Origin of the sequence: Candidatus Albibeggiatoa sp. nov. BB20 (assembly GCA_016744725.1) — a bacterium.
Classification (GTDB): Bacteria; Pseudomonadota; Gammaproteobacteria; order Beggiatoales; family Beggiatoaceae; genus Albibeggiatoa.
Genome location: JADGDW010000131.1, coordinates 1 through 13,450, shown reverse-complemented (window position 1 = coordinate 13,450; position 13,450 = coordinate 1). Strand labels below are relative to the sequence as shown.

Below are 13,450 nucleotides of genomic sequence, written 5' to 3'. Positions count from 1 at the left end.
CTACATCAACATTCCAAACCCTTGCCGAAATTATCAGAAATTAGTTTTTATTATGAATTATAAACTTAGTTTATGTCATGTTCTGAGCTATATTTTAACAATAAAAAAGCCCACGCTTCACAATATCACTGTAAAACGTGGACTTGATGTATGATTGGCCAATCGGTTTTTATTCCATATCAGCCATGAGATGATTACGGCAACAATTCAATATTGATAATACCTAAGCCTTGTTGTTCAGACGTTAACACCACGGTGTAAGTCCCTGCATGTAAATAAGCTAAAATAGCTGATTCCTGCTGTCCAAGAGTTAAGTTTAGATAATCAAAATCTGCTTTTTGCCAACTTTGAATCCAATCATCATTGCTCACAATTTGTATATTATCAGAACCAGATAGCAATGCTAAAGCAGGATTAATTCCTTTTTGTAATGCTAAACCTGTAATCAATACTTTTTGAAAGCCTTCACCTTGCAATACAAATTGATGTGAAATTTGAGATTGAATAAAGCCACGAGTACTTAAACTGGTTAATTTCAGGTTATCATTCAAACTTTGAGTTGTAATCCCTAACTGACCAAAGCCTTGTAGGTTCGAACTGGTTTGAACGGTATATGCACCAGCACTTAAGGTTTGAGTAATCGCTTTCAGGCCTTGAGTTTGCCCTAGAATTCTGCCAACCCATTTATTTTCATGGATTTGTAAACGATATAAATAAGCACTTGGTGTCATATTTATTGTATGTGATTGCGCACGTAGCATAATATTCCGCTGACCTGTACCTACTAATACAAAGCCTGTTATCAAGTCATTCTCAGCCCCTAAAATTTCACCATAACTATTTGAATTAATAATGTTCAATTGGGTATACGGTGCAAGAGTAAAGTTATAATACTGAGCTTGAGTATTTGCAGAGCTATCATCTGTTGTTTGATTATTAGTATCGTTTGCAACTGATGATGTGCTGTTTATGGATTGTTGAGCATTGCCTTGAACAGTTTGATTATCATCTGTATCAGTCGTTGTATCATTGTCTGCACTATCATTATCAGTAGAATTATTACTGACAGTATTTGTACCTGTAACATCATCAGAGCCCGTCTCAGAATCCGTCGTTGCATCACTATTAAGCTCGTTGTCGTTGTCTGCTGTATTATTGTCTGTTGCGGGAATATCAAAGCCTGCACGACCGTAAATCCGAGCGGCACAATTGATTGTTGTAGTTAACGTAACTTTATTATCTTTACAATCATTGTCTCCATTCCAACCATCAAAAGATAAGTATTCAGGCAATTCTTCTGCAAAAAATAACTCGATAACTGTACCTAATTTAAATACATGGCTGCATTGCCCCTCGCCATTATCACAATCAATACCTGCGGGTTGACTGATAATATGTGCCTTACCCGATGATATCGTCAATAAACTAAATTGAGGTTGTGATGGTAGGGTCGATGATGTTTTCTTTTTAGTGCTACTAGAAGTGTCGCTAGAATTATCAGAGCTATCAGAGTTGTCCGAAGTCTCGCTAGAGCTATCAGAGTTGTCTGAAGTATCGCTAGAATTATTAGAGCTATCAGAGTTGTCTGAAGTATCGCTAGAATTATTAGAGCTATCAGAGTTGTCTGAAGTGTCGCTAGAATTATCAGAGCTATCAGAGCTATCAGAGTTGTCCGAAGTATCGCTAGAATTATCAGAGCTATCAGAATTGCCTGAAGTGTCGCTAGAATTATCAGAGCTATCAGAATTGCCTGAAGTGTCGCTAGAATTATCAGCACTGCCTGAGTTATCAGAGCTTATGAATTCATCTAAGGTGACATCAACTTTAACATTCGTATTGCTGGTGACAGTAAAACTTTTTGTTACGCTGCCATAATCAGCATGAGAGTACACAATACTGTAATTGCCACTAGGTAGATCAGGAATAGCATAACCACCCGCCGTTTTGGTCGTGGTAGATGCTGATTTTGCCCCTGTAATTGTAACTGTTACGCCTGATAGGCCTTCGCCTGCGGTATAAAAATCATTATTATTGCTATCATCATAAGCAACGCCAAGAATAAACGCATATTGATAATTATCGTAACTTTTACCAAAATCTGCCGCAATCATCCATTTCGTGCTGGTATTTGATATTTGCTTACTACGTAAACCTATACCAATTTCTTTATAGTTAGTACTGAGAATATTTAACCGATGTCCTCGCCCATCAACCGCTTCATCATTAAATAAATCGGAATGTAAGTTCCAAGCAATATCAGAACTATCAGACGTAGTGCGATACGCTAAATTTTCACCAATATAAAACCAATCATATAGTATTGCAGTGGCTCGCTCTCCAATCTTATTATTTGTCCCTTGAGTGGTATGGGAAAAATAATCCTTATCTAACATATCCTGAGCATGGCTTGCTGCTACAGTCAATAATTTGCTATTGAATACCAGCGGCTGCTTAGCTGTGCTTGAAATTGTATCATTGCTAGATACACCTTCATTAATACTAGAAATATCCGTCCTTTGCGCTTCTGCATCAGGATAAGCGCGTGCACGGTTAATATACTCCAAATGTTCCTGTTCCTTTGCACTGGGATTACCATAAGAATAAGCAAAGGCGGGTACTTGAATAGATAGCAAGCTAACAAGTACCAAACAGGATAAATGAAGATGTGAACTTTGTATCATGTTCATAATACCCTCACTATAAAAGTGAATCTGTAAAAAACCAAAAGCCAGTTATAAAAACCTTTAAGTTCTATAAAATAAGCTAATTAATGTTTGATTGAATATGGCTTTTCTTATGACCATTCAAGCATGAATAGATAGCATATCTATATGAATTAGAACTATTCTTTGTTTGAAAGCAATAAGTATACCTAGTGGCAGGAGCTTCAATAAGTGCTTGAAAGATTTTTGGTTTATTTGTTTTTACGAAATATCCCTACCAAGTTTTTTAGACTGCCCTGTTGTGGTTAGTAACAGTCTATAAATTAAAGATTTATAAATTCAATATGATAAGCATGCTGACAAACTTAAAACAGTGTCTATTGCTTAACATGTCAAAATATCATCTTTTTTTGCAAAATTACAAAAATCCCTATTTAGTCAAAAAAATGACAAATATTGGTGTCAATTCATGACGCTAATAATACCTTGAATTTAGCCTGAGATGGGCTTATAAACTAGCTTTTAGCACCTAAACGGTAGATACTAAAGGATGAAAGTTAGATAATCATTAAGTAGAAATATAATAAAAATATAACACTTAATCTAAGACCTATTTGCTTGAATATAATGGCTTATAGCTTTTTAGCTTCATTAATTATACAGTCTTTAAATTAATTATTTTTTAATATATCAATAATATAAGAATACATAGATTTATTGGATGATCTAAAACCTTTGGAATAAATACCATCATTTTCTTAGTTATGTTCTCAATATCCATGTTTGTTGGTAATCCAACATCAATTGAAAATAGATTAATGAGAGAAAAAATGACACTGAAGCAAGGCAAATAATCTTGGTGATTTGTTTATAGCTTGGTAATGTAAAATTAAAACCTAAAAATCCCTCTTACTTGTTGCCTGTATTTATGATATAAAAGTAAGAAATTACTTTGTTGCTGAACACTGATGAAGACAATTCTACGTTTTTTACTCCTAATGATATTATGCTCATTACATTTACTGCCTGTTTATGCTTCTGATGCGCCAACATTTCTATTATTGAATCCCTACGCTGAACATAATCCCAATTATCCAGAACGCTATATTGTTGTGCCGAATGACACAATGTATAAAGTGCTAGAACAATTTGTTACCGATCCGCTGCTTGCGAGTGAAATGTGGGGTGATAATGTTCCTCAAATTCGGATTGGCGACATGGTGTCGATGTTAGAACTTGCTTCAGGTCAATATGCGCTGCAAATTAAACGTGGCCGCACCGTAAAGCTCTCTCCCATGACGCGAATTATCCAAGAGCAACGGGAAATTCCTACGATTTCAACGGGTGTTATCCAACACTTTTTAACCCAACCCAGAATTTTAAGCTCAGATGAACTAGACGAAGCAGGGTATATTATTGCAAATGCGAATGGAACATTGCTCGCAACAACCAATGCGGTGATTTATGCCCGTGGCTTAGATGAATATGATCCCCAAGAGCGTTATGCTGTTGTACGCTTAGGTCAACAATTTATCGACCCTGATACAGGTGAGTTTTTAGCTCAAGAGACAATTTACTTGGGTGTGGCTGAAATGGAAAAAAGTGGTGATCCAGCCACGTTGCGGGTTTTATCCTTTAGCCAAGGAATTTATGATGGTGACTTGCTTGTGCCTTTAGATAACCCAGACCAACTGAGTGAAGACTTCAAGCCCCGAAAACCAGACTATTTGGAAGGTGACTCTGCTCGGATTATTGCGGTCATCAACGGCGTAGCTCAAGCGGGACAATATCAAATTGTAGTTTTAAACAAAGGTATTGATGATGGTTTAGAACGAGGCCATGTATTAGTCGCAAATAAAGGTGGCAATTTAGTTAAAGACCCTGTGACCAATGAATTAATCGCCTTACCCAGTAAAAAAGCAGGTACATTGATGGTATTTAAAGCTTTTGAAAAAGTAAGTTATGCCTTGGTGATGAAAGCAGTACGGGCAATTAGTTTATTGGATGAAGTGACTATCCCGTAAATGTCGACTGAAAATTTAAAATATTGGTTGGCACTGAGTCGAGCACCTTTAGTGGGTTCGGTCACATTTAATCAATTATTAAAACGTTTTGGTAATCCTGAATCTGTCTTTTTAGCAACACAAAGGGATTGGCTTGGCGCAGGATTGAAGAATAAAACCATTGATTATCTTCAAAAGCCAGATTGGGAAATAATCGAGACAGATTTAGAGTGGATACAACAGCCTGATAATCATTTACTCACGCTGGAGCACCCTCAGTATCCTGCCTATTTACGTGATGTTCATGGCGCACCACCCATTTTATATGCACATGGCCAATTAGATGTATTGCAAACGCCACAAATTGCAATCGTGGGCACACGTAATCCAAGCCAACAAGGTTATGAATTAGCAAAAGAATTTTCAAATCAGATTGCCCAAGCTGGGTTTACTATCACCAGTGGTTTGGCGAAAGGAATTGATGAAGCAGCACATTGGGGAGCGGTCGCCATGAATGGAAGAACTATTGCCGTAACAGGAACGGGTTTAGATCGTGTGTATCCAGCTCAAAACTATCAACTTGCACATGCTATTGCCCAACATGGCTTACTCTTATCTGAATTTCCATTAAAAACACCCCCTCATCCAGAGAATTTTCCCCGCCGCAATCGTATTATTAGTGGTATGACATTAGGTACATTGGTGATTGAAGCTAATGTGCGTAGTGGTTCATTAATTACTGCACGTTTGGCAGCAGAGCAAGGGCGAGACGTATTTGCTGTACCCGGCTCAGTCCATAATAAATTGGCACGCGGCTGTCATGCCCTAATCAAAGAAGGTGCAAAACTGGTAGAATCGGCTAATGATGTGATTGAAGAGCTATTAATTCATATTCCAATCGCTGGAATAAATCCAATTCCTGTAGCCAATAAAGCATTTCATTCATCCGATCCAACCACGACTACGAATGATAATAAACTAGATGAATTAGACCCTCAGTATAAAACCTTATATGACTGCATGGGTGCAACCCCTATATCAATTGATGATTTAGTGGATGTGAGTCAATTAAACGTAGGGGAAATTTCTTCTATGTTATTGATTTTAGAATTACAAGGCTTAGTATCATCCCAAGTGGGTGGTCTCTATGTCAGAAATTGAGGAGAAGTCTCATGAAAGAAAACACTATTGATGTATTGATGTTTTTATTTGAGCACTATGTGGATGATGACATGCCTTTTGAACATGACCAAGATACATTAACTGTCGAACTGATTGAATCTGGCTTTCCAAGTTATGAAGTCAGTAAAGCATTTGAATGGTTGGAAGGTTTAGCAGAACAGCAATTCTTATCACCTAGTGATTCTCCTAGCTCTAAAGCCATTCGGATTTACTTACCTTATGAATGTGAACAATTGGATGTTGAATGCCGAGGCTTTTTACTATTTTTAGAACAGATGGATGTGCTAGATAATTTTAGCCGTGAGTTAGTGATTGATCGTGCAATGGCGTTGGGAAGTGATGACTTTAATTTAGATCAATTGAAATGGGTCATTTTAATGGTGTTATTTAATCAACCGGGGCAAGAAGAAGCTTTTGTCTGGATGGAAGATTTGGTATATAACGAAGAAGCACACACCGTTCACTAAATGGAATAACGATCAGGCTTATATTGCTTTTCAATTGTCAGGACTGCCAGTCTTTGAGAGATTGGCAATCCTGCTATATAAAATCAACAATTGTCGATCGTATTAAGCTTATTTAACAACAGACATACCCGCAGTTGAAGGTAAACGAGGCATTGTTTGTTCTGGAAATTCACCTGTTAACGCATTTAAAAATGCAACAATATCCGCCGCTTCATCATCAGATAAATCTTTGTTCAACTGAGTTTTAGCCATAACCCGCACCATTTCATCTAACGTAGGTACAGCACCATTATGCGCATAAGGTGCAGTTACTGCTACATTACGCAATGTTGGTACACGCCACATGCCTTTATCAGCATCTTTAGCCGTGACAGAATGTAAACCTGTATCTGCAACTAAATCATATTTTGTATCATATTCGCTACCTGGAATCGTTGGGAATTTCATGAAGAAACCTTGACCAACAGGTAATTCAGGGCCAGAGAAGTTTGCGCCAGAGTGACAAGCAACACAGCCCGTATTTTTGAATGTATCCATACCACGCACTTGCTGTTCAGTCATGGCTGTTTTATCGCCTTTCACATATTTGTCATAAGCAGAATTAGGTGTAATCAAAGTACGCTCATAAGCTGCAATTGCTTTCACTGCATTATCTTCTGTGATTTCAGTGCCTTCACCAAACGCCGCTGCAAACATAGGCGCGTAACCTTCAATTTGTTTTAACACTGCAACAGTGTCATCCCAGTTTTTCATACCCATTTCAATAGGATTGGTTACAGGGCCACGGGCTTGGTCTTCTAAGGTTGCCGCACGGCCATCCCAGAATTGTGCTGAAAGAAAAGCGGCATTCCAAACCGTTGGTGCACTACGACCACCTGTTTGTCCATCCACACCCATGGAATTTGGACGGTTGTCATCACCACCTTCCATCACATTGTGACAAGAATTACAAGATACTGTGCCCGTGCTAGATAAGCGTGGATCAAGAAATAAGGTTTGACCTAATAATATTTTAGCTTCTGATTGTGGGTTATCGGCTGGAACAGGTGCTGATTCTGGTAACGCATCCCAAGCATAAGTTATTGGACTTAAAGCAATGCCCGTGGCTAATGCGATATGTGAAAGTTTCATAAAAGTGCTCTTAGTTAACATGAATAAAATCAAATCTGAGCTATTTTACTTGAATTTATACCGTAATATGAAAAGCTTTTAAATAAAATTTATTAATGGATTATATAAAGTAAGATGGGGAATATTTTAATAACGTAGAAAATAGCAGGAGAGATTAAGCTAAGATGCTGGCACATCTCAGTTTCTATTAAATAGATAGATATTAAGCGCGTTTCAACTGCATCATACTTTGTGTATCTAACAATTCCACAAACTGATTAACAGGTATCGGATGACTGATTAAATAACCTTGTACTTCATCGCAACGTAGGGACTTTAAAAAGGCAAGCTGGGCTTTGGTTTCTACCCCTTCTGCAATCACCTTTAAATGTAAACTGCGAGCTAATGCCACAATCGCTTTAGTAATGGTCATGTCATCTATACTTTTTGGAATATCACAGATAAACGATTTATCGATTTTTAGCTTATCAATCGGGAAACGCTTCAAATAGTTAAGCGATGAGTAACCTGTGCCAAAATCATCAATGGCCAACTGGATACCCATTTTTTTTAAAATATTTAAGGTTTCTACAGCTTTATCTGCATCCTTCATCAAAACACTTTCAGTAATTTCCAACTCTAATAAACTGGCATCCATTTCGGTTTCTTCCAAAATTTGGATGATTCTCTCTGCTAAATTATTTTCCCGAAACTGTCGTGAGGACAAATTCACCGCCAACCGTAAATGCGGATAACCATTATCACGCCAGATTTTATGTTGTTCACAAGCTGCATGTAATACCCATTCCCCAATTAAAACGATGAGTCCTGTTTCTTCAGCAAGCGGAATAAATTGCTGTGGTGACAATAAGCCCATGTCAGGATGTTGCCAACGGACTAACACCTCTGCACCAATAATATGTCCACTGGCAAGATGTACTTGTGGCTGATAGTACAACCGCAGTTCATTACGCTCCAAAGCATGACGTAATTTTGTTTCTAATAATAAGCGTTGCTGCGCTTCTACATTCATTTGTGCAGTAAAGAATTGATAGTTGTCTTTACCTTGATCTTTAGCACGATACATCGCAATATCTGCATGTTTTAACAAAGTTTCTACATCTTTTCCATCACTAGGATAAATACTGATGCCGATACTAGAAGAAATAAAGGTTTCATGACCGTTAAGATGAAATGGAGGGCGCAGACTATCTAAAATACGTTGTCCTACGGTTGCTGCGGTTTCAGAATTATCAATATGATCCAATACGGCGGTAAACTCATCGCCACCCAAACGTGCTACTGTGTCATTTTTGCGCACACACTGTACAATCCGCTTGGAGGCATCTTTCAATAATAAATCACCGACAGCATGACCCCAAGTATCATTAACATATTTGAAATGATCTAAATCTAAAAATACCACGGCAATTTTATAATTATGTTCTTTGGCTAAAAACAAAGCCCGTTCCACTCGTTCATAAAATAGCGTACGGTTAGGCAAGCCTGTTAAATCATCATAATGAGCTAAATAGGCCAGACGCTGTTCATTTTGTTTGGTGCGAGTAATATCTGAAAATATGGCAAGATAATTGGTGATTTCTTTAGTCATTTCATCTCGAATCACACTGATATTCAGCCATTCAGGATAAACTTCCCCATTTTTACGCCGATTCCATATTTCACCTTCCCAACGTCCTGTTACTTGGATCAAAGTCCACATATTTTTATAAAATGTCGAGTCATGTTTGCCTGATTTAAGAATATTGGTCGTTTTACCTAAAATTTCACCTTCATCATAGCCTGTAATTTGACTAAAGGCACGATTCACAACAATAATTCTGGATTCTTCATCGGTAATACAAATGGCTTCAGCACTATTTTCCAGTACTTTAGCTGCTTGTTTCAATTTTTCTTCAGTTTGCTTACGCTCAGTAATATCCTCAAATGTACCTAAATAGCCAATATATTCATCTTTAGCATTTCGTAAAGGCACGGTATTGCTATCAAACCATAATGTCTGATTATCCTGTTCTACAAGGGATATACAGTGATAACAAGGATTGCAGGTTGTATATGAACACTTTGCTAAAAACTTTAAAATATTGGCATCTGCATTATAGGCAATCAACATTTCATCATTTTTGCCTATAATTTTATTAATATCTTTAATTCCAATTAGTTGGGCAAAATTATTATTACAACCAAGATAATATCCATTGGTATCTTTCCAAAAAATATACTGGGGAATATTGTCTAATATACTTTTAAGCATGGTTTGTGAATGTAATAGCTTTTTTTCACTATCTCGATGCTGGATCATGTCGCGGCATAATGTCAGAAAATGAGTAGAGATATGATGAATTTCCTTTAAATGGCTATTAGGTAAACTGGCTTGTTGGATTAGACTGTCTGGTAAATCAATATTGAACCGACTTAAACGAATTAAAGGGTTTGCTAATTTATGTGTGGCAATAGCAGCAAAGCTCAGGCTCAGAATAAAAATCAGCGACAATACGCCCAGTTGGATAATATAAATCGATTGTAATTGCTGGAGTTCCCAATTAAATGTTTGAATCCCCCAGTTATGAATCTGTAGCACAATCAAAATAGGGAATAAAGCAAATAATATCAAAAGATTAAATAGGGTATGGCGAAATGAGGAATAATCCGTTTCCAATTTAGGAAACCAATGCCAAAAAGGGATAAATGTGATGATAAGACTGGCAATTACTGCATTGTTAACACCATTGAGAAAACGAATAAATAAAATTGGTAAAATGTGAATCATATCATTGGGCTGAGTTTGTACATGCAGTAACCATAAAATTGGTAAACCAATCCCAATCCAAAATAAAGTATCAATAATTAGTAGATTATGGGCAAACCTGCGCCAATTTAAGCCAATAATCAGGGCTTCGAGCATAATGATAAAAGCATAAAAGGGATCATCAGATAAATACAGCAAACCTGTCAAGAGCGCAATCGTAATCCCGCCAGCAAAGTTGAATAAATAGAAGGCCACTAAGATTGCAACACTGCTAAAAGTAAAGTCAGATTCAAAAAAAGTGGGCAAACGCCAATAATAGCCCATGACTGCACATAAGCTTAAAGTGATAAAGGTAAGTATTTGTTTTTTTTCAGAGAGCAGCAATTTACAATGTCCTTAAAACAACGTTAGGTTGTATCGCAATCCATCTATTTTATACCCATTGTAATAATATAGAAATTAGCATTACTTGAAAAAGCATAGCAGCAAGATTTGCCTTTATACAGAACTATCATACCCAAAGAACTAGATTGGTGCTGAATGGCAGTTTTGATAAATTATGTTATTTTAAATAACAAATACGACTTGAAATTTGTTGGCTAAGTCAAAAGGTCTTACTTTAAGATAAGTACAATAAAGGATTATGTATGCAGGCTTTTAAAGTTGGGGGAGCGGTACGCGATAGCTTGTTAAATCGGGCTGTAAAAGATATAGACTGGGTGGTTGTGGGTACAACTACAGAAAATATGTTGAATTTGGGTTTTATGCAAGTTGGTAAGGATTTCCCAGTTTTTTTACATCCAAAAACAAAACAAGAATATGCTTTAGCCCGTACCGAACGCAAAACAGGCAAAGGTTATACGGGTTTTGTCGTGTATGCAGAACCTGATGTCAGTTTAGAGCAAGATTTATCACGTCGAGATTTGACTATTAATGCGATGGCTGAAGATGAACAAGGTAATATCATAGACCCTTTCAATGGCCAGCAAGATTTAGAAGCTCGGATATTACGCCATGTGTCACCTGCTTTTTGTGAAGACCCTGTGCGGATTTTACGGATTGCCCGATTTGCCGCCCGTTATGATTTTAGCATTGCACCTGAAACCTTGGCTTTAATGCAAGAAATGGTTAAACAAGGCGAAGTTAATGCACTGGTCGCTGAACGAGTTTGGCAGGAAACCGAACAGGCTTTAGGTGAAACCTATCCGCAGCGATTTATTGAAGTATTGCGCAAATGTGGTGCATTACGTGTTATTTTTCCAGAAGTTGAACAACTATTTGGCGTACCACAACGGGCGGATTATCACCCTGAAGTGGATACAGGGATACATATTTTATTATGTCTGCAACAAGCACGATATTTAACCTCGGATACACAGGTTATATTCGCCGTATTAGTACACGATTTGGGCAAAGGCAACACACCCAGTGATATTTTGCCACGTCATATTGGGCATGAGGAACGTGGTTTAGACTTACTTAAGCCTGTATGTAATCGGTTGCGAATTCCAAAACAATATAAAGATTTAGCTAAATTTGTTGTGCAATTTCATACCCATTGTCATAAAATTACCGAGCTGACAGCCAAAACTGCTTTAAAAGTGCTTGAGGTAATGGATGCTTTTCGGCGGCCGCATAGATTTGAACAGTTTTTACTTGCTTGTGAGGCTGATGCGCGAGGTAGAAAAGGACTGGGACATCAAGCCTATCCACAAGCTGCTCAATTTCGTCAAATTTTTGAAATAGCTCATCAAGTAAATGTTGCAAATATTATTGCTGAAGGATTTATTGGTAACCAAATCAAACAACAATTGCACCAGCGCCGAATCCATGCAATCAAACACTTACTACACAATCACGGTGACGAATAAAAATGACTGATCAAAAAGATACTTTGTTGATTGTAGATGATATACCTGCAAATATTAGTGTTTTATTTGAATTCTTGAACAAAGAAAATTTTAAAGTGCTTGTTGCTCAAGATGGTAAACGCGCGATTGAAAAAGCAAAATATGCTTCACCCGATTTGATTTTAATGGATGTGATGATGCCGGGTATGAATGGTTTTGATGCTTGTGAAGCATTGAAAAAGGATGAAGATACCAAAAATATTCCTGTAATTTTCATGACGGCATTGGCTGATACCGTGGATAAAGTCAAAGGGTTTGGTTTAGGAGCAGCCGATTATATTACCAAGCCGTTTCAACATGAAGAAGTATTAGCCCGTGTAAAAACCCATTTGCAAATATGTCGATTACAGAGAGAAATGTCACGTCAGGCGGCCGAATTACAAGTTAAAAATCAGCAGTTAGAAGCATTTGCCCGCACGGCTGCCCATGATTTAAAAAGTCCCCTAAATATTGTGATTGGCTATGCAGACTTATTAACCTTTGATTGTGAGGAGCAGTATCCAGATAATCAAAACATGATCAATCAATTAAAAACGATTATGCTGTCTGGGGAAAAGATGGTTAGTATTATTGATGCCTTATTGTTATTAGCACGAGCTTCTAAAGATAATGTTGATTTTCATCCTGTTGAAATGGGTGAGGTTGTCGAGCAAGTTGTACAACATCGTTTGCTTGATTTATTAAAAGATTATAACGGTATTGTTCATAAGCCTGATAATTGGCCTACGGTGCAAACTTATGCGCCTTGGGTAGAAGAAGTGTGGGCAAACTATTTGAGTAATGGCCTAAAATATGGTGGCCGACCACCAGAACTAGAACTAGGGGCGACTGAAATTGAAGGCCATGTTCGGTTTTGGGTGAAGGATAATGGAGAAGGATTATCGCCCCAAGCCAAAGAAAAATTATTTACTCCTTTCACACGTTTGCATGAAAACCGAGCAGAAGGACATGGTTTAGGCTTATCAATTGTACAGCAAATAGTTGAAAAATTAGGTGGTGAAGTGGGAGTAGAAACGGAATTAGGACAAGGTTCAACTTTTTATTTTACCTTACCTAAGAAAAAAATCTAAATTCTTTGAAATAAAATAGTTGTTGCATCTGGCTGATGTAGAATTAAACTATAATTTATTTGAAATAACCTGGTGGATATTTTTTATAAAACACAGCTATTTCCAGTGGTTATGGTTTATGTTGTTTTTTTGTAATTCATTTTCAAGCTTTTATAAAGAATTATCTCTTTATTTAATAATGAGTTAGCCGACTTCACATCAGTTGTATGAAATATGTTCTACTATTTTATCAAGTGTACTTATTTCTTTAGTTCATTAATAGCAGTATATATCCT

General features: G+C 37.2%; 8 protein-coding genes. 5 read left to right on the top strand and 3 right to left on the bottom strand.

Annotated elements, in window-relative coordinates; genetic code table 11:
* Positions 1–194 precede the first annotated feature (194 nt).
* Positions 195–2,687 (bottom strand): carboxypeptidase regulatory-like domain-containing protein, encoded by a 2,493-nt coding sequence (locus ABXH34_RS13895; protein ID WP_353572485.1) that lies wholly within the window; start codon positions 2,685–2,687, stop codon positions 195–197.
* Between the two features lie 944 nt (positions 2,688–3,631).
* On the opposite strand from ABXH34_RS13895, the gene ABXH34_RS13890 reads away from it, so the two are divergent.
* The 3 genes from ABXH34_RS13890 to ABXH34_RS13880 are packed head-to-tail and all read left to right on the top strand — an operon-like array spanning position 3,632 to position 6,315.
* Positions 3,632–4,687, top strand: a complete 1,056-nt coding sequence (locus ABXH34_RS13890) for a hypothetical protein (protein WP_353572484.1) — start codon at positions 3,632–3,634, stop codon at positions 4,685–4,687.
* Complete coding sequence (gene dprA, locus ABXH34_RS13885; RefSeq protein ID WP_353572483.1) at positions 4,688–5,827, top strand: DNA-processing protein DprA; 1,140 nt, start codon at positions 4,688–4,690, stop codon at positions 5,825–5,827.
* 11 nt (positions 5,828–5,838) lie between these two features.
* A complete protein-coding gene (locus ABXH34_RS13880) occupies positions 5,839–6,315 on the top strand; it encodes a DUF494 family protein (RefSeq protein WP_353572482.1) in 477 nt (158 codons plus the stop codon).
* Positions 6,316–6,423: 108 nt separating this feature from the next.
* On the opposite strand, the gene ABXH34_RS13875 is transcribed toward ABXH34_RS13880, so the two are convergent.
* Both ABXH34_RS13875 and ABXH34_RS13870 read right to left on the bottom strand, forming a co-directional pair.
* A complete protein-coding gene (locus tag ABXH34_RS13875; protein WP_353572481.1) occupies positions 6,424–7,446 on the bottom strand; it encodes a cytochrome-c peroxidase in 1,023 nt (340 codons plus the stop codon).
* Between the two features lie 202 nt (positions 7,447–7,648).
* Positions 7,649–10,579, bottom strand: coding sequence for an EAL domain-containing protein (locus ABXH34_RS13870; protein ID WP_353572480.1), 2,931 nt, complete (start codon positions 10,577–10,579; stop codon positions 7,649–7,651).
* A gap of 263 nt (positions 10,580–10,842) precedes the next feature.
* Between ABXH34_RS13870 and ABXH34_RS13865 the strand changes: the two genes are divergently transcribed.
* Together ABXH34_RS13865 and ABXH34_RS13860 are read left to right on the top strand one after the other, a co-directional pair.
* Positions 10,843–12,066, top strand: a complete 1,224-nt coding sequence (locus ABXH34_RS13865) for a multifunctional CCA addition/repair protein (RefSeq protein ID WP_353572479.1) — start codon at positions 10,843–10,845, stop codon at positions 12,064–12,066.
* Positions 12,067–12,068: 2 nt separating this feature from the next.
* Complete coding sequence (locus ABXH34_RS13860) at positions 12,069–13,175, top strand: response regulator (protein WP_353572478.1); 1,107 nt, start codon at positions 12,069–12,071, stop codon at positions 13,173–13,175.
* The last annotated feature ends 275 nt before the right edge of the window (positions 13,176–13,450 follow it).